This window comes from Pseudoduganella dura, assembly GCF_009727155.1.
Classification (GTDB): domain Bacteria; phylum Pseudomonadota; class Gammaproteobacteria; order Burkholderiales; family Burkholderiaceae_D; genus Rugamonas; species Rugamonas dura.
Window position 1 is genome coordinate 3,569,100 of record NZ_WNWM01000002.1, and the last position, 23,394, is coordinate 3,592,493.

The window sequence follows — 23,394 nt, forward strand, 5'->3', positions numbered from 1 at the left end:
CCTGGAAGCGAGGCTAAGTGCTTGCTTTTGTGGACAAATTGGTGTAAATGGCGTTGCGAAAGCAAATGAAAACCATTATCATTCGCGTCTTACCTCAACACAACAATAAGGACGACATGTCGTACATCAAGAGCCGCAAGCACTCGCCAGCCACGCTCGCCGTCTTCGCCACGCTGGCGATGCCGCTTGCCCTGCATGCCGAAGTCAATACCGCAGCCGAACCGGTCGCCCAGCAAGGCGACGCCAGGATCCCGGAAGTGACCGTCAGCGGCCGCGTCGCGAACAACGAATTCCAGATTCCACAGCGTTCCGCATCCGACAAGTTCACGGCGCCGCTGCTCGATACGCCGAAATCGGTCACCGTGGTACCGAGCGAAGTGATCGCACAGACCGGCGCCACATCGCTGGCCGATGCGCTGCGCACGGTCCCCGGCATCACGATGGGCGCGGCCGAAGGCGGCAATCCTGTGGGCGACAACCTGTTCATCCGCGGCTATAACGCCCAGACCGATACGTACATCGACGGCATCCGCGACAGCGGCTCGCAATCGCGCGAAGTGTTCGCGATCGAGCAGATCGAAGTCGTCAAGGGCCCGAACTCCGCATACGGCGGCCGGTCGTCGGCCGGCGGCGGCGTCAACATCGTCTCCAAGACCGCGAAGCTGGACAATTTCTATAACGGCAGCGTGGGCTTCGGTACCGACAACTACAAGCGCGTGACGGCCGACATCAACCGCACCATCGGCACCGATTCGGCGTTCCGCGTCGCCATCATGGGTCACGAAGCCGACGTGGCCGGCCGCGGCCCGGTGGGCGGCGACCGCTGGGGCATCGCGCCGACGATCGGCTTCGGCCTGTCGGGCCCGACCCAGGTCAACCTGTCGTACTACCACATGGAGTCGAGCGAGCTGCCCGACACCGGCATCCCGTTCAACAACCCGATCACCAGCGGCGCCAACATGTCGAAGAATGGCGACGGCGCCCCGATCAGCGTGCCGCGCGACACCTTCTACGGCTTGACCAATCGCGACTTCCGCGACACGGAAACCGATATCGGCACCGTCGACGTCAAGCATGACTTCGGCAACGGCCTGACCCTGCGCAACGTGACGCGCTACGGCAAGACCAGCCAGGACTACGTGTGGACCCAGCCTGACGATTCGAAGGGCAACGTGGTGCTGTATGGCACCGTGTGGCGCCGCGCCAATACCCGCGTGACGGAAACGGAAACGCTGGCCAACACGACCGCGCTGTCCGGCGAGGCGCGCACCGGCATGCTCAAGCACAATTTCAGCACCGGCATCGAATTCTCGCGCGAGCAGACCGACCGCAGCTCGTACATCTTCACGCCGGGCACCAACAACCTGCTGACGAAAAACACCACCTGCGCCACCTCCGGCGCCGCAACGGGATACAACTGCGCACCGCTGGTGGGCGCGAACCCGGACGATCCATGGGCCTACAGCCGCTCGGTGTCGCCGGCCCAGACGAGCGTGCGTACCAACACCCGCGCCGTGTACGCGATCGATACCATCGAGTTCACGCCGCAGTGGCTGCTGAACGTGGGCGTGCGCTGGGACGATTTCACGTCCACGCTGAACGTGCCGCAATACACGCTGAACAACGTCACCACGGCCGCCCAGAACGCCCAGGTCAATTCCACGTTCGCCAACTACCAGGCGGGCGTGGTCTACAAGCCGGCTGCCAACAGCAGCGTGTACTTGTCGTACGGTACGTCGTCCACGCCGCCGGGCAATGACGGCGGCGACGGCCTCGATGCGCTGACGACCGTGATCCAGAACCTGAAGCCGCAGGAAAGCAAGAACTTCGAACTGGGCACCAAGTGGGAAGTGCTATCGCGCCGCCTGTCGCTGTCCGCCGCGATCTTCAAGAGCGAGATGGACAATGCCCGCGTGACGGCGCCGGACGGCACCACCCAGAACGTGGGCAGGAAGAGCGTGCGCGGCGTCGAATTCGGCGCCACCGGCAGCATCACCAATGCCTGGCAGGTGTTCGGCGGCTACACGTGGCTCGATGGCCGCATCGACGACAACGGCTTCGTGAACACGGCCGCCACCGGCGCGCCGGCGGTATGGCAAGCGTCGCCCTACAACGGCAACGTGTTCCCCACCACGCCGAAGCACAGCGCCACGCTGTGGACCACCTACAAGGTGCTGCCGAACCTGACGGTCGGCGGCGGCCTGAACTCGATGTCGAAGGTGTATGCCAACGTCAACAACAACAAGTGGGCGCCCGGCTATACCCGCTTCGATGCGATGGCCAACTACATCGTCAACGGCCACGTCAGCCTGCAGCTGAACGTGCAGAACCTGTCGGACAAGCTGTACTTCGACAAGGTCTCGTCGCCGCACTACGCCGGCGTGGCGGCGGGCCGCAGCGCCTCGCTGACGGCCAGCTTCAAGTACTGAAGGAACCTGTCGTGATACTGCATATCCCCGGGGTGCTGACACGCGAGCAAGTCCTGCAATTCCGTGACCGCCTGCTTCATGCGGACTGGATCGACGGACGCGCCAGCGTGGGCTCGCAGGGGGCTGCGGTCAAGCGCAACCGCCAGCTGGCGGAAGGTTCCCCGCTGGCCGTCGAGCTGGGCGGCATCGTCGCCCGCGCGCTGACGGCCAACCCGCTGTTCTTCGCCGCGGCGCTGCCGTTGCGGATATTGCCGCCGTACTTCAACGGCTACGCCGGCGGAGAAACGTATGGCGACCACATCGACGGCGCCATCCGCGTGGCCTCGCCCGGCGCCGCGCCGCTGCGGGCGGATGTCTCCACCACGGTGTTCCTGTCGGACCCGGACGAGTACGACGGCGGCGAGCTGATCGTCACCGACGCCTACGGTACCCATGAAGTGAAACTGCCGGCCGGCGACGCGATCATCTACCCGTCGACGACGGTGCACCGCGTGGAGCCGGTCACGCGCGGCGAACGCCTGGCGTCGTTCCTGTGGGCGCAAAGCATGGTCCGCGATGACTGGAAACGCACGATGCTGTTCGAGCTGGACCAGAACATCCAGTCCGTGCGCGCCGCCCACGGCGACAGCCCGGCCACCGTCGGGCTGACCGGGCATTATCACAACCTGCTGCGGATGTGGGCGGAGACGTAAGGCAGAGAGCCGCGACAACCGGTGTCAGGCACTTTTTCTGGATGATTCACCCAGAAAACGTGTCTGACACAGGTTTTTTTTGATGCGTGGAGAGGCAACCGAACACCGGTGTCCGACACATTTTCTGATAAGGCCCAGAAAATATGTCCGACACCAGCTCCGGAAGCAAAAGGGGACAGGCCGCAGGCCTGTCCCCTTTTGCTTTGCCGTCATCTGTTGCTTGCTTAAGACAACTTGAAGTTGATCGGCACCAGCACGTACACCGGCACGGGCTTGCCATCCTCCATGTAGGGCTTGAACAGGCTGCGCAGCGCGGCCTGGCGGCCGGCTTCGTCCAGGTTCGTGGAACCGGAGGTTTTCTGCACCGTCGCCTGTTCCGGCGTGCCTTTTTCGCTGACCAGCACGCGCAGCGTGACCACGCCGGTTTCGCCCAGCCGCCGCGAGATCGACGGGTACACCGGTTGCGGCTGCCGCACGTATTCCACGCCCGTCACCAGCTTCGGTGCGGACGGAGCCGGCGGCGCGGCGACCGGCGGGGCCGGTGGCGAGGGCGCCGCAACCACGGCAGGCACGGCTTCGGCCGGCTTCACCGGTGCCGGCGGCACGGTGATCGTGTTCTCGATGACGATCGGCAGTTGCGGCACCGGCATAATCATCGGCGGCGGCTTGATGGCCACTTCGACGATTTTCGGCGGCGCCGGCGGGGCCGGCGGCGCGGGCGGCGTCACGAACGTCACATCGACGACCTGCGGCAGCTTCTTCACCGCGTCGCTGACCATGCCGTTCTGCATGGCCCAGAAGGCCACCAGATGGATGCCGACGATGACGGCGATCTTGCCGCTCTTGTTGCGGCTGCTGCCGAGAGTGAAATCAGGCGCCGCCGCGGCAGGCGCGACAGGCGTCTTGGACGTGAGCCGGGGCAGGCGCAGGAAATTCAGGCCGAGCCGCGACACGCCTGGCCGGGAAAGGCCGGGCAGGGTTTGCATGGGAATCCTCAGGTAGTGAGGGTGGGGCGCTTCAGAACCGTTTCCTGGATCGGCGCAGCCACGTGTTCGCTCAGTACTTCAACGGCATAGTCCAGGCAGTTGCCGCAGCACGTGGAAACACCCAGTGCTTCGCGCAGCCCGTCCATGGTACTGATACCAAGGTCGATGGCTTGACGGATTTCCCGATCGGAGATGTTGTTGCAAACGCAAACGATCATTGAAACACCTTCTGGCTAGTCAGACGGACACCGCCCTGGGGGCGGCCTCATCAAGAAAACGCGCAAGCGCCGCGTTCAGGTATCAGGGGAAGCTGCATGGCAACTCTGCCAACCTTAACACCTTCTTAATGAGAATCATTATCATTACGGTTCCTATTCTGCCGCAACAAAGCGTACAATGCAAGCGATACCTGCAAATACAAACCATTCGCATTAGCCTCTATAATGCACAGATTGATTCCCGCCAGAGAACCGCCATGACACCTGCCTCCACCACCATCAATCTCGACGCCCTGGCGGTCGGGAAAAGCGGCACTGTGGTGCGTGTTACAGCCGCTCATGCAGCCGGCCAGCCGGGCAGTGGTGCCGAATCGGACGATGGCGCGGACCTCGCGCGCCGCCTGATGGAGCTGGGTTTCGTACCCGGAGAAAAGATCCGCATGCTCAAGCGTGGCATGCCCGGCGGCGAGCCGCTGGCGATCCGGGTCGGCAATTCGACCTTTGCCCTGCGCCGCTTCGAGGCGGCGCTGATTGCGGTCCAGCCAGAATAAAACGAGGTCCTTGAATAGCATGGGTGTAACCGAAAAAGTGGTGCAGGTCGTGAGCCGCGCACCGATGATTGCCCTGCTGGGCAATCCGAACTGCGGCAAGACGGCGCTGTTCAACCGCCTCACGGGCGCGCGACAGAAGGTGGCGAACTACGCCGGCGTGACGATCGACCGCAAGGAAGGCCATTTCACGTCGCCCGCCGGGCATCCCTACAAAGTGCTGGATTTGCCGGGTGCCTACAGCCTGAAGGCGCACACGCCGGACGAGGAAATCACGCGCGACGTGGTGGCCGGCCTGCGCGCCGGGGAAACCGCGCCGGACCTGGTGGTGTGCGTGGTCGATGCCACCAACCTGCGCCTGAACCTGCGCCTGGTGCTGGAAGTGCAGCGCCTCGGCCTGCCGATGATCCTGTGCCTGAACATGGTCGACGTGGCCAAGCGCCGCGGCATCGAGATCGATGCCGACCGGCTGGCGCGCGAACTGGGCATGACCGTCGTCGAAACGGTGGCGGTGCAGGGCGGCGGCGAGAAATCGCTGCTGCGCGCGCTCGACGAACTGTGGCCGCTGGCGCCCGCGAAGTCGCAGCCGCTGGCCGCCATCGACACCGTCTCCGTCGAGGATACGCAGCGCGAAGTGCGCCGCATCCTCACGGTGGCCACCAATAACATGCAGGGCAGCGAAACGGGAACGGACCGGATCGACAACGTGGTGCTGCACCCGGTCGCCGGCCCGTTGATCCTGGCCGTGCTGATGTTCATGATCTTCCAGGCCGTGTTCAGCTGGGCCGCGGCGCCGATGGATTTCATTACCGGCACCGTCGAAGGCTTCGGCGCGCTGGTCGGCGAGCACATGGCCGATGGCATCCTGCGCAGCCTGCTGGTGGACGGCATCATCGCCGGTGTCGGCGGCGTGCTCGTGTTCCTGCCGCAGATCCTGATCCTGTTCTTCTTCATCCTCGTGCTCGAGGATTGCGGCTACCTGCCGCGCGCGGCCTTCCTGCTCGATCGCCTGATGGGCGGCGTGGGACTGTCCGGCCGCGCGTTCATCCCGCTGCTGTCGTCGTTCGCGTGCGCGATTCCCGGCGTGATGGCGGCGCGCACGATCCAGAACCCGCGCGACCGGCTGGTGACGATCATGATCGCGCCGTTGATGACGTGCTCGGCGCGCCTGCCCGTGTATGCGCTGCTGATCGCCGCCTTCATCCCCGATCGCGAAGTGGCCCACCTGTTCAACCTGCAGGGCCTGGTGCTGTTCGTGCTGTACTTCGCCGGCATCGTCTCGGCGATGGCGGTGGCCTGGTTCATGAAGCGCACGATGGGTTCGAAGCGCAAGCATGCGCTGATGCTGGAACTGCCGAATTACCACCTGCCGAACCTGCGCAACCTGGCCATCGGCCTGTGGGAACGCGCCAAGATCTTCGTGATGCGCGTGGGTACGCTGATCCTGTCGCTGACGATCCTGCTGTGGGCGCTGTCCAGCTTCCCCGGCGCGCCGGAAGGCGCCACCCAGCCGCCGATCTACTACAGCCTGGCCGGCATGATCGGCCGCGCGCTGGAGTTCGTGTTCGCGCCGATCGGCTTCAACTGGCAGATCTGCATTGCGCTGGTGCCGGGCATGGCGGCGCGAGAAGTGGCCGTGGGCGCGCTGGGCACCGTGTATGCGCTGTCCCAGAGCGGCGACGAGGTGGCCACCGCGCTGGCCCCGGTGATCGCCAGCACGTGGTCGATGGCCACCGCGCTGTCGCTGCTGGCGTGGTACGTGTATGCGCCGCAGTGCCTGGCCACGCTGTCCGTCGTCAAGCGCGAAACCGGCCATACCCGTTACGCGCTGCTGATGGCCGGCTACATGTTCACGCTGGCCTACGCCGCTTCGTTCATCGTTTACCAGGGTGCCCGCTTGCTGGGGGCCTGAGGAGATCGCCATGTTGCAGGAACTGATCGTATTGCTGGTTGTCGTCGCCGCCCTGGTGCAGGTGTGCAGGAAGTTCCTGCCCGCCGCGCTGCGGCAGCGGATGGTATATGCGCTGTCGAAAAAAGGCTTCGACCAGGACAAGCTGGCGAAGCTGTTCAAGGTGCAGGCGGACTGCGGCAGTGGCTGCGGCTCGTGCGGTTCGTGCGACACCACGCCGGCGCCCATCGACACCTCGGACGATGGCGGTGCCAAGCGGCGCGTGATCATGCTGAACGTGCAGCGCTGATGTACCGGCACTGAATACCGCACCCTCCGAACCCGGGCCTGTCCCGGGTTTTTTCATGGCCGGCCGAACCCTGCGCAGATGCGCGCGGATGCCATTGGCCGGTACGCCGGCAGCGGCGGCAGCCCCATCCGTGACCGCCGCGCATCGACATGGTCCGCATCCCGGATCGGCAGCGCTCCCGTTGCAGCCGCGCCACGCAGCGTCCCTCCGTGCCGTACAGCCGCGCGCCGCGGGTGCCGGCTTCCACCCGGTCCGCCCTGCAGGTGGAAATTCCCCAGGCCATCTCGCTGCCCAAAAAAAACGCCACCCGAAGGTGGCGCAAGCTCTGAAGGTAAAACAATGAAACTCTTTACTGCATCAAGCGGTCAGAAGCGGAAGTTCGCGGTCAGGCTGGCCGAGCGCGGGGTGCCCGGCGTGTAGCGGTAGCCGCTCTTGTTGATCGCGGCGACGTACTGTTCGTCCGTCACGTTGTACACGTTCAGGCGCAGGTCGATGTTCTTCGTCAGCGCATACGATGCCATCAGGTCGCCCACCCAGTAGCTCTCGGCATAGGTCGGGGTGCCCACGGCGCCATCGGTGCCGCGCGACAGCTCGCCCGTGTAGCGCACGCCGCCGCCGACCTGCAGGCCGAACGGGAAGCTGTACGTGGTCCAGCTGGTGAACGCGTCCTTCGGCGTGTAGGTCAGGTTGCTCTCGCCGCTGGCGGTGATCGCGCGGCCCGATTCGACGCTGGTCTTCATGTGCGTGTAGCCGGCGCTGACCATCCAGTTCGGCGTGATCTGGCCCTGCACGCCCAGCTCGATGCCTTCGACGCGCTTCTTGCCGGTCTGGTAGTACACGCTGGCGTTGGTGGCATCCTGCTCGACCTCGTTCTTCACGTCGGTGCGGTATAGCGCCGCGGTGAAGCCCAGCTTCTGGTCCAGGAAGTCCCACTTGGTGCCGATTTCCTTGGTCGTCGTTTCCTGCGGGTCCAGGTTCGGATTGGACGCGCTGCTGGCCGCCGAGGACAGGCTGAAGTTGGCGCCGCCCGGCGGCTGCTTCGAGTTCGCCACGGTGGCGTACACGCTGCTGTTCGCGGTCGGCTTGTACAGCACCGAGAACTTGCCGGTCGTCAGCGTGTCGTTGGCGGCCAGGATCGTCGGCACCAGCGCGCCGTTGGTCAGCGTGGTGGAAACATAGTCGGTGTTGTAATGGTCGACACGAACGCCGCCGCTGACCATCCACTGCTCGCCGATCTTGATGTTGTCGAACACATACAGGGCCTGCGTATCCGTGGTGCCCTGCGTGCCGGCGCCCGTGCGCACGGTATTGAGGTTGTTCAGGGCACCGTTCGGGTTCGGCGAATACAGCGGCGTCGGCGCCAGCGTGCCGCCGCCGGCGCGGCCATACGTGATCTGTTTCTCGTTGATGAATTCCAGGCCGCCCACCACGGTGTGCTGCAGCGCGCCGGTGGTCACGTCCCACGTCACCACGGTCTGGTTGGCCAGGATGCGGTTCTCGGCATCCTTGAACGTGCGGCTCGTGCGGTTCAGCAGCCAGGTCGACGGATCGGCCGGGTTCGGCGTGATCAGGTTCGACGGCGTCACCACGCCGGTGGTGGCATTCGTGCTGGTGGCGTTCGCCATGAACGAAGTCAGCAGGTAGTCCTGCTTCGTCTTGCCATAGCGCGAGGTGTTCTGCAGGCGCAGGGTCGGCGAGAAGTCGTGGTCGATGCGCACGGTGGCCATGTCGGCCGTCACGTCGTCGTGGTCGGACACGTGGCCGTAGAAGCCTTGCGGGTCCACCATCGGCGCGCTGTTCAGGAACGTGCGGCGCAGCGCCGGGTTGGCGTTGTTGCTGTCCGGGCTGGTGTAGCCGGGCAGGCCGATCGTCGGCACGCCGCCGTCGGGAATGTTGTCCTGCTTGATGTGCAGGTACGACAGGTGCGCGCGGGTCTTGCCGCCCAGGCCGAAGGCCACCGTCGGCGCCACGCCCCAGCGCTTGTTCTTCACCACGTCGCGCGTGGCGCTGTCCGAATCCTGCGCCATCACGTTCAGGCGGAAGGCGATGCCGCTTTCCGCGTCCAGCACGCGGTTGATGTCGGCGGTGGCGCGTTTCTGGCTGCCGCTGCCGCCGGTGACCGAACCGCTGATCGCGTTTTCCAGGTTGGCCTGCTTGGAATTCATGTTGATCGAGCCGGTCGGCGCGCCGCGGCCGCTGTCGGTGCCGGCCGGGCCTTTCAGCACGTCGATCTGTTCGATGTTGAAGACGTCGCGCGAGATCGAGCCGATGTCGCGCACGCCGTCGACGAAGATGCTGGAAGACGTGTCGAAACCGCGCAGGAACACCGCGTCGCCCGTGTTCGTGTTGCCGTTTTCACCCAGGAAGAACGTGCCCACGCCCGGCGAATTGCGCAGCGCCTCGGTCAGCGTGGTGGCGTTTTGCTGCTGGAACAGTTCCTTCTTGATCACGGTGATCGTTTGCGGCGTATCGACCAGTTTCTCCGTGTATTTCGGCGACGAAGCGCGTTCCGCCTTGAAGTCGTTCTCCTTCGCCGCATCGACGACAACTTCGGTCATCTGCTTCGCTTCCTGCGCATCGGCCGCGTGCGCGGCAACGGCCGGCAACAGCAGCGAGGCGAGCACGGTGCTCATCTGCAGACGGGTGGGGTGTTTACGACTCTTGATCTTGGTCATTTCTAAACGCTTCCGGGTAAGTTTTTGTAAAGATCAGCGAGTTTAGCAATTGTGACAAAGTATGTAAACGAGAATTGTTATCATTCGCATTCTTCGCAACACGCCGGGCTACCGCCGTTACCCGCAGGGAAATGCTAAGCTGGCGTCTTTCCGGCAACTTATTGACCCATGATCACTGTCCACCACCTGAACAATTCCCGCTCGCAGCGCGTGCTGTGGCTGCTGGAAGAACTGGGCCTGCCGTACCAGGTCGTGCGCTACCAGCGCGATGCGCGCACGATGCTGGCGCCGCCGGAGCTCAAGAGCGTGCACCCGCTGGGCAAGTCGCCCGTGATCGTGGATGGCGAATGCACGGTGGCCGAATCGGGCGCGATCATCGAATACCTGGTCGATCACTATGACCAGGGCGCCCTGCGGCCGCCGGCACGCACGCCGGAAAAGCTGCGCTGGACCTACTTCCTGCATTACGCCGAAGGGTCGATGATGCCGCCGCTGCTGATGAAGCTGATCTTCGACCGGGTGGAAACGGCGCCGGCGCCGTTCTTCGTCAAGCCGATCGCGCGCGGCATCGCGAAGAAGGTCAAAGACACCTACATCCTGCCGCAGATCCGCCAGCACCTCGCCTACCTGGAAGCGGAACTGGGCCGCCGCGAGTGGTTCGCCGGCGACACCTTCAGCGCGGCCGATATCCAGCTGAGCTTCCCGCTCGAGGCCGCGGCATCCCGCGGCGGCCTCGATGCCGCCACGTATCCGAAGCTGGCGGCCTTCCTCGCGCGCATCCACGCGCGGCCCGCCTACCAGCGCGCGCTGGAACAGGGCGGCCCCTACGAGCTGCTGCGCTGAGCGCATGCGGTAGAATGGCGGCCACGATTTTTCCACGCTTATCCGCCATACCAACATGGGACGCCTGCTTGCCATCGACGGCCTGAACATCGTGCGGCGCGTGTACGAGGCCAGCCCCGAGCCCGACTCGGACCTGAAGGCCGAGATCGCGCTGCGCCATGCGCTCAATTCCTTCCGCACGCTGATCAACGGCCACGAGCCTTCGCACGTGCTGCCGGCGTTCGACTATGGCGGCAGCACCTGGCGGCATGCGCTGTATGGCGGCTACCGCGAGTCGCGCGCGCCGATGCCCGCGCCGCTGCGCGCCGCGCTGCCCGGTTTTTATGCGAAGCTCGCGACATTCGGGCTGCGCCCCGTGTCGCTGCCGGACGTGGAGGCCGACGACGTGATCGGCACCGTGGTGGTGCGCTGGCTGGCCCAGAATCGCGGCGAGGCCGTGGTGGCAACCACCGACAAGGACCTGCACTGCCTGATCGCCCACGGCGCCCGCGTGTGGGACCACTTCAAGAGCGAATGGCACGATCACGCGTGGGTCGAGAACAAGTGGGGCGTGCCGCCGGACCAGCTGCCCGACCTGCTGGCGCTGATGGGCGACGCCACCGACAGCATTCCCGGCGTCTCGAAAGTGGGGCTGAAGACGGCGGCGAAGCTGCTGCGCACCTACGGCACGCTGGACGGCATCATGGCCGGCGCCGGCATCCTGAAGGATTCGGTCGGCGAGGCGCTGCGCAAGGAGCGGGAGATGCTGTATCTTTCCCGTCGGCTCGTGCAGCTGAAGATGGACGTGACGGTGGGCGTCAGCTGGAATATGCTGGCCTGGAACCGCGAACAATAACGAAACGGGAATGCGACGATGCTGAAAGCAGTGATCATCGACGGCAGCGCGGTGGCGCGCGGCCTGCTCAACACGGTACTGACCGATGGCGGCTACGACGTGGTCGGCCAGGCGCATACCTGCGCGGCCGGCACCGCGCTGCTGATCAAGTTCAATCCGCAGATCGTCTGCATCAACCGCGAACAGCTGGAACAGGATGTTGCCGGCGCGGAGGCGATGCGCAGGCAATGGCCGAAGGCGCTGATCTTCATGGTGTCCAGCGAGTTCGATGCCGCCACGGTGCAGAAGGCGCATGCGATGGGCATCAACGGCTTCATCGTCAAGCCGTTCAATGCCGGTACCGTTCTGAAGACGATCCGCAATACTGTCATCGCGATGGTGAAGCGGCAGCAGAAGGCGCTGGAGGATGCCGGCGGGCAGGAGCCGCCGGCGGAGTAGACCCGGCAGCGCGGGCCGGAAATCAGCCCCGCGGCCCGGCGATGATCCCGCCTCCCAGGCACACATCGCCGTCGTACAGCACGGCCGATTGCCCCGGTGTCACGGCCCATTGCGGATCCATGAACGACAGCGCGAAGTCGGAAGCCCCCTGCGGCGCCAGGTCGCAGGCCACGTCGGCCTGCCGGTAGCGCGTCTTGGCGGCGATCCGGCCGGCCTCCGGCGGCACGCCGGCGATCCAGCTGGCCTGGTCGGCCGCCAGGTCCGGCGACAGCAGCCACGGGTGATCGTGGCCCTGCACCACCCACAGCGTGTTCGTCGCCACATCCTTGCGCGCCACGTACCACGCGTCGCTGCTGCCATCGGCCTTCTGGTAGCTCTTCACGCCGCCGATGCCAATGCCCTTGCGCTGGCCCAGCGTGTAGAACGACAGCCCGACGTGCTCGCCGACCGTCTGGCCGTCGGCCGTCTTCATCGGCCCCGGCTTGTAGGACAGGTAACGGTGCAGGAACTCGCGGAACGGCCGCTCGCCGATGAAGCAGATGCCGGTTGAATCCTTTTTCGCGGCATTCGGCAGTTTCAGCTTTTCGGCGATCTGGCGCACTTCCGTCTTCGGGATTTCGCCCAGCGGGAACAGCGTCTTCGACAGCTGCGCCTGGTTCAGCCGGTGCAGGAAGTAGCTCTGGTCCTTCGTGTGGTCGACGGCCTTGAGCAGCTCGTGCGTGCCCGTGGCCGTGTTGTGGCGCACGCGCGCATAGTGGCCGGTGGCGATCAGGTCGGCGCCCAGCAGCATCGCGTGGTCGAGAAAGGCCTTGAACTTGATCTCGGCGTTGCACAGCACATCCGGGTTCGGCGTGCGGCCGGCCTGGTATTCGCGCAGGAATTCGGCGAACACGCGGTCCTTGTATTCGGCGGCGAAGTTGACGGCTTCGATGTCCACGCCCACCACGTCGGCCACGCTGGCCGCGTCGATCCAGTCCTGGCGGGTGGAGCAGTATTCGGAATCGTCGTCGTCTTCCCAGTTCTTCATGAACAGGCCCACCACCTCGTAGCCCTGTTCCTTCAGCAGCCATGCCGACACCGAGGAATCCACACCGCCGGACATGCCGATCACGACTTTCTTCTTGCTCATTTCATTCACATCCAGTTAGTCACACTTCCTCGTAGACCGAGACGTGCGTATGCAGCAGTTCGAGCGGGGCGCGTTTTCCCGCCAGGTATTCGTCCACGCATGTCATCAGCAGCGGGCTGCGGTGACGATCGCGGCAGGCCGCGATTTCGTCGCGTGTCAGCCACATGATGCGCAGGATGCCGTCATCCAGCGGACGGTCCGGGTAGTACTGGCCCACGTCGCCGCAAAAGGCGAAGCGCAGGTAGGTGACCAGCTCGCCGGTGCGGGCCGAGCGGTAGCGCGACATGTACATGCCCACCAGCGCCGTGGGCGTGAAATCATGGCCGGTTTCTTCCAGCGTTTCGCGCACCACGGCCTCTTCCAGCGATTCGAGCGGGTCCAGGTGGCCGGCCGGCTGGTTCAGGCGGATGCCGTCGCTGGTCTCTTCTTCGATCAGCAGGAATTTGCCGTCGCGCTCGATGACGGCGGCAACGGTCACATTGGGTTTCCAGGTACGCGGCATGAAGGTCATCCTTGAAAGAGCCGGTATTTTAGCCTGTTCCGCCTGGACCCATGTGACTGCCGCGTGACACGTCGCCGCACTTGTTGTCAACAAGTCGAAGTTGTCTTATGAAAAAGATTATTCGGCAAGATTTCCGTGCTAGTGTTGAGTCAGTCTTATTCAGTCTATCAGCCAGGCGCGCAGTCACGTTGTCAACAACATCGGAGGCGGTTTATGAGGATAGGAATACCGGCCGAAACGCGGCCGGGCGAAACCCGGGTCGCCGCGACCCCCGAGACGGTCAAGAAACTCGCGGGCAAGCATCAATTGATCGTTCAATCCGGGGCCGGCACGGCCGCCTCCATTCCCGACGACGCCTATGCCGCGGCCGGCGCCACCGTCGTGCCCGATGCCGCCGCCGCGTTCGGCGCCGACATCGTGCTGAAGGTGCGAGCGCCGGATGACGGGGAGCGGGCGCTGATCAGGCCCGGCACGGTCCTGGTCGGAATGCTCAACCCGTTCGATGCCGACAACATCGCCGCGATGGCCGCCGGCGGGCTGTCCGCCTTCGCGCTGGAAGCCGCGCCCCGCATCACCCGTGCACAGTCGATGGACGTGCTTTCCTCGCAGGCCAACATCGCCGGCTACAAGGCCGTGATGGTGGCCGCCAATACCTACGGGCGCTTCATGCCGATGCTGATGACGGCCGCCGGCACGGTCAAGGCGGCCCGGGTGCTGATCATGGGCGTGGGCGTGGCGGGCCTGCAGGCGATCGCCACCGCCAAGCGGCTGGGCGCCGTGATCGAGGCGTCCGACGTGCGGCCGCCCGTCAAGGAGCAGGTCGAATCGCTGGGCGCGAAATTCATCGACGTGCCGTTCCTCACCGACGAGGAAAAGGAAATCGCCCAGGGCGCCGGCGGCTACGCGCGGCCGATGCCGGCTGACTGGATGCGCAGGCAGGCCGAGCTGGTGCACGAACGCGCGAAACAGGCTGACATCGTCATCACCACCGCGCTGATCCCGGGCCGCAAGGCGCCCGTGCTGATTTCCGAAGACACGGTAAGGGCGATGAAGCCCGGCTCCGTGATCGTCGACCTGGCGGTGGAGCAGGGCGGCAACTGCCCGCTGTCCGAACTGGGCAAGACCGTGATCAGGCACGGGGTGCACATCGTCGGCGAGCCGAACCTGGCCTGCCTGGTGGCGGCCGACGCATCGGCGCTGTATGCCCGCAACGTGCTCGATTTCCTGAAACTGATCATCGACAAGGACGACAGGCTGTCGATCGACCGGGAAGACGAGATCATCAAGGCCACGCTGGTGGCGCACGGCGGGGACATACTCAGAAAATAAGGGAGCTTCATGAAAGCGGGCCACACCATCATCGAAACAGGGAGAGCGTCGTGGAAGTGAGTCACACCATCATCAACTTGATCATCTTCGTGCTGGCCATCTATGTGGGCTACCACGTCGTCTGGAACGTGACGCCGGCGCTGCATACGCCGCTGATGGCCGTCACCAATGCGATCTCCGCGATCGTCATCGTCGGCGCCATGCTGGCCGCCGCGCTGACCGAAGGCGTGATCGGGCAGGTGGCCGGCACGGTCGCCGTGGCGCTGGCCGCCGTCAACGTGTTCGGCGGCTTCCTCGTCACGCGCCGCATGCTGGAGATGTTCCGCAAGAAGGATAAAAAAGAAGGAGGCAAATGATGGCCTTCATCTCGCTGAACCTGGTGACGATGCTGTACCTCGTTGCCTCCGTGTGCTTCATCCAGGCCTTGAAGGGCCTGTCGTCGCCGGCCAGCGCGCGGCGCGGCAATGCGTTCGGCATGGCGGGCATGGCGATCGCCGTGCTGACGACGCTCGCGCTGATCGCCAGGCTGCAGGCCGAAAGCGCCGCGGGCGGCGGCGCCGGTTTCGGCCCGGGTTTCATCCGCCTGGCGCTGGGCGTCATCGTCGGCGGCGCGATCGGCGCCTGGCTCGCGAAGACCGTCGAGATGACGAAGATGCCGGAACTCGTCGCCGCCATGCACTCGCTGATCGGCCTCGCCGCCGTCTGCATCGCCGTGGCAGCCGTCTCGGAGCCGCAGGCGTTCGGCATCGCCGCGCCGGGCCAGCCGCTGCCGCTGGGTAACCGCATCGAGCTGTTCATCGGCACGTTCGTGGGCGCGATCACGTTCTCCGGGTCCGTCATCGCGTTCGGCAAGCTCGCCGGCAAATACAAGTTCCGGCTGTTCCAGGGCGCGCCGGTGGTGTTCGCCGGCCAGCACGTGCTGAATTTGGTGCTGGCGCTGGTGATGATCGGGCTGGGCCTGGCGTTCGTGTTCGCCGACGGGGTGGCGCCGGCCTGGCTGCCGTTCGTTGTGATGACGGCGATCGCGTTCGTGCTGGGCGTGCTGATCATCATTCCGATCGGCGGGGCGGACATGCCGGTGGTGGTCTCGATGCTGAACAGCTACTCGGGCTGGGCGGCGGCCGGCATCGGTTTTTCGCTGAACAACTCGATGCTGATCATCGCCGGTTCGCTGGTGGGTTCCTCGGGCGCGATCCTGTCGTACATCATGTGCAAGGCGATGAACCGCTCGTTCTTCAACGTGATCCTGGGCGGTTTTGGAGGAGACGCGGCGGCGGCGAGTACGGGCGGGGCCCAGGTGGCACGCCCGGTCAAATCCGGCTCGGCCGACGATGCCGCGTTCCTGATGAGTAACGCGGAAACCGTCATCATCGTGCCCGGCTACGGCCTCGCGGTGGCACGCGCCCAGCACGCGCTGAAAGAGCTGGTGGAAAAACTGACCGAGCACGGCGTTACCGTCAAATACGCGATCCACCCCGTGGCCGGCCGCATGCCGGGCCACATGAACGTGCTGCTGGCCGAAGCCGAGGTGCCGTACGACCAGGTGTTCGAGATGGAAGACGTCAACGGCGAATTCGCCCAGGCCGACGTGGCGCTGATCCTGGGCGCGAACGACGTCGTCAATCCCGCCGCCAAGGACCCGAAATCGCCGATCGCCGGCATGCCGATCCTCGAGGCCTACAAAGCCAAGACGGTCATCGTCAACAAGCGCTCGATGGCCTCCGGCTACGCCGGCCTCGACAACGAGCTGTTCTACATGGACAAGACGATGATGGTGTTCGGCGACGCCAAGAAGATCATCGAGGAAATGGTGAAGGCGGTCGACTGATCGTCCCCGGGTCCGTGTCCGCCAGGAGGACACGGACCCATTCGTTTCTCTCCTTCCGCTGCCAGAAATTCCTCGTGGCGCCTGCCGGATTCCTGTATCATTCCATGAATTGGTAACGTTTCCATAATCGCGATGCGCCGGCGCGCAACATGGCGCCGCCCCCTGCGAATGACGGCAGCCGCACCCATACAGTATGCTTGCGTGATTACATGCACGATAGGAAGACGTAGTGGCAACCATCAAGGACGTGGCCCGGCTGGCGGGCGTGGGACTCGGCACCGCATCGCGTGTGGTCAGCGGCAAGGGCGCGGTGTCGCCGGCCACCCAGGCCAAGGTGCGCAAGGCGATCGAGGAGCTCGATTTCCGGCCGTCGCATGCGGCCAGGGCCCTGCTGTCCGGTTATTCGAGGATGATCGGGGTCTATATCCCGGTCCTGAAGGGCACGTTCTATACGCCGATCCTGCAGATGATCGATGTCGAGCTGCGCGCCAACGGCCTGCACATGGTGGTGGCATTCGGCGCGGGGCAGGGCGATGCGCTGCGCCAGGCTGTCGAGGGCATCGAGTTCCTGCTGGAGCGGGGCTGCGACGGCATCATTTCGATGAGCAACATCCTCGGCGACGAAGACATCGCGGCGCTGGGTGCGCGTGGCGCCAACATCGTTGTCGTCAACAACGCCACCAGCGGCCTGGGCGAGCAGGCATTCCAGGTCGATCACCGCAAGGGCGGCGCATTGGCCGCGGACACGCTGCTGGAGCATGGCCATCGCCGGATCGCCGTCATCGCCGGCCCGTCGGACGCGCCGGACAACGTGGAGCGGATCGACGGCTTCATGAAGGCGCTGAAGAAGGGCGGCATCGATACCGGCAGCCTGTGGACCGCGGAAAGCGACTTCTCGCCGGACGGCGGCTTCGCCTGCGCGAAGGAACTGCTCGCATCGGGATACGCCTTCACCGCGCTGTTCTGCGCCAACGACGAGATGGCCGTCGGCGCGTTGTCGCACTTCCAGGAAGCCGGCATCGCCGTGCCGCGCGACGTGTCCGTGCTCGGCTACGACGACACGCCCAGCGCCGAGTTCTCCGCGCCGCGCCTCACGTCCGTCCACATCCCGTGGCGCGACGTGGTGAAGGCGGGCCTGAATGCGCTGCTGAACCGCTGCTATGCCGGCGAGCGTCCGGTCGCGCGGCGTTTCCCGCTCAGCATCACGCACCGGGCTTCGCTCGGGCCCGTGCCTGCCGTCAAGGCACGAACGCACAAACAGTAACAACGAGGGCGGCGCGCCCGGCCGGCGCGCCATTTTTTCGCGGCACGATGGAAAGCTTTCCATATCATCGAAGGGGGCGGGAAATGCGGGAGCCGATGGATGCGTGCACGACCGATGGCGCAGGCGATGCGGGCAGCGCCCGCGCCGCCCGGACATCGCTCCCTTCGAACCGCACCAGCCGTCGCGCCGCCTTGCTACCACCAACCCCGCAATATCCGGGAGATGCATGACCGACATCGAACATATCGACCCCGAGCGCGGCGACTTCCCCGTCGCCTTTACCTGGGGCACTTCCACGTCGTCGTACCAGATCGAAGGCGCACGCCATGAAGACGGCCGCGTCGATTCGATCTGGGACACGTTCAGCGCCCGCCCCGGCCGCATCCGCGACGGTTCCAGTGGCGCGGTCGCCTGCGACCACTACCATCGCTGGCCGGAAGACCTCGACATCGCGCGCAGCCTCGGCACCAACGCCTACCGCTTCTCGATCGCCTGGCCGCGTATCTTCGGCGATGGCGGCACGCCGAACGGCCGGGGGCTCGATTTCTACGACCGCCTGGTCGACGGCATGCTCGAGCGCGGCCTGCAGCCATGGCCCACGCTGTACCACTGGGATTTGCCGCAGGCGCTGCAGGACCGCGGCGGCTGGATGGCACGCGAGACCGTGCACCTGTTCGCCGACTATGCGGATGCCGTCACGCGCCGCCTGGGCGACCGCGTGGCGCAATGGATCACGCACAACGAACCATGGTGCACGGCGATGCACGGCCACATGGACGGCATGCATGCGCCGGGCATCCGCGACGTGGCATCGGCCCTGCAGGCCAGCCACCACGTGCTGCTGTCGCATGGCCTCGCCGTGCCGGTCATCCGTGCCAACGTGCCCGGCGCGCGCGTCGGCGCGGCGCTCAGCCTGCACCCGGTCCGCCCCGCATCGGCCAGCCGGGAAGACGCCGCCGCCGCGCACCGGCACGACGGCCTGCGCAACCGCTGGTTCCTCGACCCGCTGTTCGGCAAGGGCTACCCGCGCGACGTGCTGGAAGCGTTGCGCGATGCCGCGCCGCGCATCGAAGCCGGCGACTTCGACGCCATCGCCGCGCAGACCGATTTCACGGGCCTGAACTACTACTTCCCCGAGACCATCGCCGCTGCGCCGGGGGAAGGGCCGTTGCATGCGCGGGTCGTGCACCGCGAAGGCGTGGAACGCACCGCGTTCGGCTGGGAGGTCGCGCCCGACGGCATGGCGCAGCTGCTCCGGCGCATCCACGCGGAATACGGCCCGCGGGCGATCTACGTGACGGAGAACGGCTCGTGCTACGACGATGCGATGGAGAACGGCCAGGTGCACGATGCGCAGCGCACGTCGTACCTGGCGCGCCATCTGGCCGCCTTGCGCGACACCATTGCGCAAGGCGTGCCGGTGGCCGGCTATTTCGCCTGGAGCCTGCTGGACAACTTCGAATGGGCCGAAGGCTACACGCGCCGCTTCGGCCTCACGCATGTCGATTTCGCCACGCAGCGGCGCATCCTGAAAGACAGCGGCAAGTGGTACCGGGCTTTCCTGCACGGTAGCGCCGCCGTGTCGAATCCCCCACAGCCTTGAAGAGGACAACCATGACGATGAAGCGACGTTTGACCATCCTTGCCGCTGCCGTGCAGCTGCTGGCCGCCGATGCCGGCGCTGCGCAGCTGACCGACTGGCCGCGGCTCAAGAGCGCCGTTGCCGCCGACGCGCGCCTGGAAGCACGGGTAAGGGAGATCGTGGCTGGCATGACGCTGGAGCAGAAGGTCGGGCAGATGACGCAGTCCGAGATCAAGACCACGAAACCGGAAGACGTGCGCCGCTACTACCTGGGCTCGGTGCTGAACGGCGGCGGCAGCTGGCCGGGCGGCAGCAAGTACGCCACGCCGGCCGACTGGGTGAAGCTGGCCGATGCGTTCTACGATGCGTCGATGTCGACCGACATGCGGCACAAGGTGCCCGTCATCTGGGGCATCGATGCGATGCACGGCAACAGCAACGTGCTGGGCGCCACGCTGTTCCCGCACAACATCGGCCTGGGCGCGGCGCGCGACGCGAAGCGGGTCGGCGAGATGGCGGCGGCGGTCGGCAAGGCCGTGCGTGCGACCGGCATCAACTGGGTATTCGCGCCCACGCTGGCCGTGGTGCGCGACGACCGCTGGGGCCGCACGTACGAAAGCTTTTCGGAAGATCCGGCGATCGTTGCCGAATATGCGGGCGCCTACGTGAAAGGCCTGCAGGGATCGCTGCAGGACGACGCCAGCGTGATCGCCACCGCCAAGCACTACGTGGGCGACGGCGGCACCGCCGAAGGCAAGGACCGAGGCGTGAACCGGTCGACCAAGCTGGAGATGATGAACATCCACATGGCCGGATATTACCCGGCGCTGGAAGCGGGCGCGCAGACGGTGATGGCGTCGTATAACAGCTGGAACGATGCGGCTTCCGCCAAGGACTACGGCAAGATGCACGGCAACAGGGAGCTGCTGACGGACGTGCTGAAGCGGAAGATGGGCTTCGACGGGTTTGTCGTCACCGACTGGAACGGCATCGCCGAAGTGCCGGGCTGCCGCAACGACAGCTGTCCGCAGGCGATCAATGCCGGCATCGACATGGTGATGGTGCCGGACGACTGGAAGAGCTTCATCGCCAATACGGTGCGGCAGGTGAAGGATGGCACGATTCCGATGGCACGCATCGACGATGCGGTGTCCCGCATCCTGCGCGTGAAGCTGCGCGCCAACCTGCGAAAGCCTTCCTCTTCCGTCCATGCGGGCAGGATGGCATCGATGCAGGCGCGCGAACTGGCGCGCAAGCTGGTGCAGGAATCGCTGGTGCTGCTGAAGAACGACGGCGACGTGCTCCCGCTCGCGCGGAACAAAAAGATCCTCGTGGTGGGCAAGAGCGCCGACAGCATGGCGAACCAGAGCGGCGGCTGGACGCTGACGTGGCAGGGCACCGAGAACAAAAACAGCGACTTCCCGAACGGCGACACGATCCTTGCCGGCCTGAAGGAAGCCGCATCGAGCGTGACCTACAGCGCCGATGGCAGCGGCGTCGACGTCGCCGACCACGACGTGGTGGTGGCGGTGATCGGCGAGGGCCCGTATGCCGAAGGCGATGGCGACATCGGACCGGCCGGCAACCTGCGCCACAGCAGCCGCTATCCGGAGGACCTGGCCGTGCTGAAGGCCGTGGCGGGCAAGGGCAAGCCGGTGGTGACGGTGTTCGTCACGGGCCGGCCGCTGTATGCGAACGACCTGCTGAACCTGTCCGACGGCTTCGTGGCCGCCTGGCTGCCCGGCTCCGAAGGCAAGGGCGTGGCGGACGTGCTGCTGCGCGGCGCGGACGGCAAGGTGAATGCGCCGTTCACCGGCAAGCTGTCGTTCTCGTGGCCGAAGGGCGCGTGCCAGGCGCCGCTCAACGTGGGCGACAGGAACTATGCGCCGCTGTTCGCCTACGGCTACGGGCTGGAATACGGCAAGGCGCACAAGCTCGGCAAGCTTGCCGAGGATGCCGGCACGGCCGGCTGCGGCAACACCAACGCGTTCCCGGTGTTCAACCAGTCCGACCGCGCCACCTTCCCGCTGCATGCGCACAGCGGTGGCGAGCGCAAGCCGCTGGGGGCCGACCTGAACGCGACGCACACGCTGCCCACGATGACGGTGGAGACTGCGCAGGTGAACACGCAGCAGGATGCGAAGAAGGTCACGTGGACGGGGCCGGGCGCCATCGAGGCCCGGGCCGCCACGCCGCGTGCGCTGCCGGCTTATGCCACGAAGGATGGCGCGCTGACATTCGACACGATCGTCACCGGTGCGCCGCGCGGGCCAGTGCAGGTGTCGATCGGGGATGCCGCCGTGGACATGACCGGTGAATTCGCGCGGCTGGAAGGCAAGGGCAGGAAAACCGTCACGATCCCGCTGTCGTGCTTCAAGGGGGCCGACCTGGGCAAGGTCGACACGCCGTTCCGCGTGACGGCGCAGGGCGGCCTGGTCGCGGCATTCGCCAACATCCAGGTCGTCGGCGGGGCCGGTACAGGAACGGATGCGGTGCGCTGCGCACGATAAGTGCTTAAAATACACGTCCGTTTCATACAGGAGTACTCATGCAACATCATTCCCAGCCGGCGCTCGCGCCCGATACCGGCGTCGCGCAAGCGTCGCGCAACAATACGGGCCCGCTCGTCATCGTCACGATCCTGTTCTTCATGTGGGGCCTGCTGACGTCGATGAACGACGTGCTGATCCCGCACCTGAAGGCGGTCTACACGCTGACCTATGTGCAGGCGATGCTGGTGCAGTTCTGCTTCTTCGGCGCCTACCTGCTCGTGTCGGTGCCGGCGGGGATGCTGATCCGGCGGCTGGGCTACCAGCGCGGCGCGGTGGCCGGGCTGGTCATCGCGGCGGCCGGATGCGCGCTGTTCTACCCGGCGGCCACGTCCGGTTATGGCGTGTTCCTGTTCGCGTTCTTCGTGCTGGCCGGCGGCATCACGGTGCTGCAGGTGGCGGCGAATCCGTACGTGACGGTGCTGGGCGATCCGCGCACCGCGTCGAGCCGGCTGACGCTGACGCAGGCATTCAACGCGCTGGGCACCACGGTGGCGCCCGTGCTGGGCGGCATGCTGATCCTGTCGGGCGGCATGCTGGACACGGCGCAGGTTGCCGCGTTGCCGGCCGCCGAACAACTGGCGTACCGCGCGCAGGAAGCGGCCAGCGTGCAGGGGCCGTACCTGGTGCTGGCCGGTGCGCTGCTGCTGCTGGCGGTGCTGTTCGCGCTGGCGCGGCTGCCGAAGATCGTCGATGGTACCGATGGCGAATCCCCCGGCCGCTTCCGCGACCTGTTCGCCCACCGGCACCTGGTGCTGGGCATGCTGGGCATCTTCCTGTACGTGGGCGGCGAAGTGTCGATCGGCAGCTTCCTGATCAGCTTCATGGAAGACCCGGACATCGGCGGCATGACGGCGGCGCAGGCCGCCCACTACGTGAGCCTGTACTGGGGCGGCGCGATGGTGGGCCGCTTCATCGGCTTCGCCGTGATGCGCTCGGTCAGCCCGGGCAAGGCGCTGGCCTTCAACGCGGCCGCGAGCATCGTGCTGATCCTCGTCGCCACGTTCGGCGGCGGCAAGGTGGCGATGTATGCGATCCTCGCCGTGGGGCTGTGCAATTCGATCATGTTCCCGACGATCTTCAGCATGGCGCTGCACGGGCTCGGCAAGCAGGCCGGCCAGGCTTCGGGCCTGCTGTGCATGGCGATCGTCGGCGGCGCGCTCGTGCCGTTCGCGCAGGGCGCGCTGGCCGATGCGATGGGCGTGCAGCTGTCGTTCGTGGTGCCGGCTGCGTGCTATGCGTTCGTGCTGTACTTCGGGTTGAAGTACGCGAATCTGCACAAGCAGTAACAAGCCAAAAATCCGGGACGGACCGGAACGCCGGACCGCCTGTTTTTCAGGAAATTTCCT

20 protein-coding genes are annotated in these 23,394 nt (G+C 65.6%); 15 read left to right on the forward strand and 5 right to left on the reverse strand.

Annotation, left to right across the window (positions count from 1 at the left end; genetic code table 11):
* Positions 1 to 116: 116 nt before the first annotated feature.
* A complete protein-coding gene (locus tag GJV26_RS15605) occupies positions 117 to 2,429 on the forward strand; it encodes a TonB-dependent receptor (RefSeq protein WP_155709632.1) in 2,313 nt (770 codons plus the stop codon).
* An 11-nt stretch (positions 2,430 to 2,440) separates the two neighbouring features.
* Complete coding sequence (locus GJV26_RS15610; RefSeq protein WP_189442177.1) at positions 2,441 to 3,121, forward strand: Fe2+-dependent dioxygenase; 681 nt, start codon at positions 2,441 to 2,443, stop codon at positions 3,119 to 3,121.
* 224 nt (positions 3,122 to 3,345) lie between these two features.
* Here the strand turns inward: GJV26_RS15610 and GJV26_RS15615 are convergent, their stop codons facing one another.
* Both GJV26_RS15615 and GJV26_RS15620 read right to left on the reverse strand, forming a co-directional pair.
* Positions 3,346 to 4,107: an energy transducer TonB gene (locus GJV26_RS15615; protein ID WP_155709633.1), complete on the reverse strand. Its 762-nt coding sequence runs from the start codon at positions 4,105 to 4,107 to the stop codon at positions 3,346 to 3,348.
* Positions 4,108 to 4,115: 8 nt separating this feature from the next.
* The gene (locus tag GJV26_RS15620) at positions 4,116 to 4,325 is read right to left on the reverse strand and encodes a (2Fe-2S)-binding protein (protein ID WP_155709634.1); all 210 of its coding nucleotides are present in this window, start codon (positions 4,323 to 4,325) and stop codon (positions 4,116 to 4,118) included.
* Between GJV26_RS15620 and GJV26_RS30695 the strand changes: the two genes are divergently transcribed.
* The 3 genes from GJV26_RS30695 to GJV26_RS15635 are packed head-to-tail and all read left to right on the forward strand — an operon-like array spanning position 4,325 to position 7,071.
* The gene (locus GJV26_RS30695; RefSeq protein ID WP_371866479.1) at positions 4,325 to 4,876 is read left to right on the forward strand and encodes a FeoA family protein; all 552 of its coding nucleotides are present in this window, start codon (positions 4,325 to 4,327) and stop codon (positions 4,874 to 4,876) included. The two genes, GJV26_RS15620 and GJV26_RS30695, sit on opposite strands and share 1 nt — an antisense overlap.
* A gap of 19 nt (positions 4,877 to 4,895) precedes the next feature.
* Entirely contained in the window at positions 4,896 to 6,785 is a 1,890-nt protein-coding gene (gene feoB / locus GJV26_RS15630; protein ID WP_155709635.1) for a ferrous iron transporter B, read from the forward strand.
* A 10-nt stretch (positions 6,786 to 6,795) separates the two neighbouring features.
* Positions 6,796 to 7,071 carry a DUF6587 family protein gene (locus tag GJV26_RS15635; RefSeq protein ID WP_155709636.1) on the forward strand — a complete coding sequence of 92 codons (276 nt, stop codon included), beginning with the start codon at positions 6,796 to 6,798 and terminating at the stop codon, positions 7,069 to 7,071.
* Between the two features lie 365 nt (positions 7,072 to 7,436).
* On the opposite strand, the gene GJV26_RS15640 is transcribed toward GJV26_RS15635, so the two are convergent.
* Positions 7,437 to 9,746, reverse strand: coding sequence for a catecholate siderophore receptor Fiu (locus tag GJV26_RS15640; RefSeq protein ID WP_155709637.1), 2,310 nt, complete (start codon positions 9,744 to 9,746; stop codon positions 7,437 to 7,439).
* 168 nt (positions 9,747 to 9,914) lie between these two features.
* Here GJV26_RS15640 and GJV26_RS15645 point away from each other — a divergent pair, with 168 nt between their 5' ends.
* Genes GJV26_RS15645 through GJV26_RS15655 form a run of 3 tightly spaced genes read left to right on the forward strand, consistent with a single transcriptional unit; the run spans position 9,915 to position 11,862 of the window.
* Positions 9,915 to 10,589 (forward strand): glutathione S-transferase family protein, encoded by a 675-nt coding sequence (locus tag GJV26_RS15645; protein WP_155709638.1) that lies wholly within the window; start codon positions 9,915 to 9,917, stop codon positions 10,587 to 10,589.
* Between the two features lie 55 nt (positions 10,590 to 10,644).
* Positions 10,645 to 11,424, forward strand: a complete 780-nt coding sequence (locus tag GJV26_RS15650) for a 5'-3' exonuclease (protein WP_155709639.1) — start codon at positions 10,645 to 10,647, stop codon at positions 11,422 to 11,424.
* A gap of 18 nt (positions 11,425 to 11,442) precedes the next feature.
* The gene (locus GJV26_RS15655) at positions 11,443 to 11,862 is read left to right on the forward strand and encodes a response regulator (RefSeq protein ID WP_155709640.1); all 420 of its coding nucleotides are present in this window, start codon (positions 11,443 to 11,445) and stop codon (positions 11,860 to 11,862) included.
* Between the two features lie 22 nt (positions 11,863 to 11,884).
* On the opposite strand, the gene mnmA is transcribed toward GJV26_RS15655, so the two are convergent.
* Together mnmA and GJV26_RS15665 are read right to left on the reverse strand one after the other, a co-directional pair.
* Positions 11,885 to 12,991: a tRNA 2-thiouridine(34) synthase MnmA gene (mnmA, locus tag GJV26_RS15660; RefSeq protein WP_155709641.1), complete on the reverse strand. Its 1,107-nt coding sequence runs from the start codon at positions 12,989 to 12,991 to the stop codon at positions 11,885 to 11,887.
* A gap of 19 nt (positions 12,992 to 13,010) precedes the next feature.
* A complete protein-coding gene (locus GJV26_RS15665) occupies positions 13,011 to 13,493 on the reverse strand; it encodes an NUDIX hydrolase (RefSeq protein ID WP_155709642.1) in 483 nt (160 codons plus the stop codon).
* Between the two features lie 213 nt (positions 13,494 to 13,706).
* On the opposite strand from GJV26_RS15665, the gene GJV26_RS15670 reads away from it, so the two are divergent.
* The 7 genes from GJV26_RS15670 to GJV26_RS15700 all read left to right on the forward strand — a co-directional run bounded on the left by GJV26_RS15670 (position 13,707) and on the right by GJV26_RS15700 (position 23,334).
* Entirely contained in the window at positions 13,707 to 14,822 is a 1,116-nt protein-coding gene (locus tag GJV26_RS15670; protein ID WP_155709643.1) for a Re/Si-specific NAD(P)(+) transhydrogenase subunit alpha, read from the forward strand.
* A gap of 50 nt (positions 14,823 to 14,872) precedes the next feature.
* Positions 14,873 to 15,178, forward strand: a complete 306-nt coding sequence (locus GJV26_RS15675) for a proton-translocating transhydrogenase family protein (protein ID WP_189442341.1) — start codon at positions 14,873 to 14,875, stop codon at positions 15,176 to 15,178.
* Positions 15,178 to 16,650: an NAD(P)(+) transhydrogenase (Re/Si-specific) subunit beta gene (locus GJV26_RS15680; protein ID WP_155712513.1), complete on the forward strand. Its 1,473-nt coding sequence runs from the start codon at positions 15,178 to 15,180 to the stop codon at positions 16,648 to 16,650. Before GJV26_RS15675 ends, GJV26_RS15680 begins: the two co-directional genes overlap by 1 nt.
* Before the next feature lie 229 nt (positions 16,651 to 16,879).
* The gene (locus GJV26_RS15685; RefSeq protein WP_189442339.1) at positions 16,880 to 17,914 is read left to right on the forward strand and encodes a LacI family DNA-binding transcriptional regulator; all 1,035 of its coding nucleotides are present in this window, start codon (positions 16,880 to 16,882) and stop codon (positions 17,912 to 17,914) included.
* Positions 17,915 to 18,140: 226 nt separating this feature from the next.
* Entirely contained in the window at positions 18,141 to 19,517 is a 1,377-nt protein-coding gene (locus GJV26_RS15690; RefSeq protein WP_155709644.1) for a GH1 family beta-glucosidase, read from the forward strand.
* Positions 19,518 to 19,534: 17 nt separating this feature from the next.
* Positions 19,535 to 22,006: a glycoside hydrolase family 3 protein gene (locus GJV26_RS15695; protein WP_229419313.1), complete on the forward strand. Its 2,472-nt coding sequence runs from the start codon at positions 19,535 to 19,537 to the stop codon at positions 22,004 to 22,006.
* A gap of 38 nt (positions 22,007 to 22,044) precedes the next feature.
* A complete protein-coding gene (locus GJV26_RS15700; RefSeq protein ID WP_155709646.1) occupies positions 22,045 to 23,334 on the forward strand; it encodes a sugar MFS transporter in 1,290 nt (429 codons plus the stop codon).
* Positions 23,335 to 23,394: the final 60 nt, after the last annotated feature.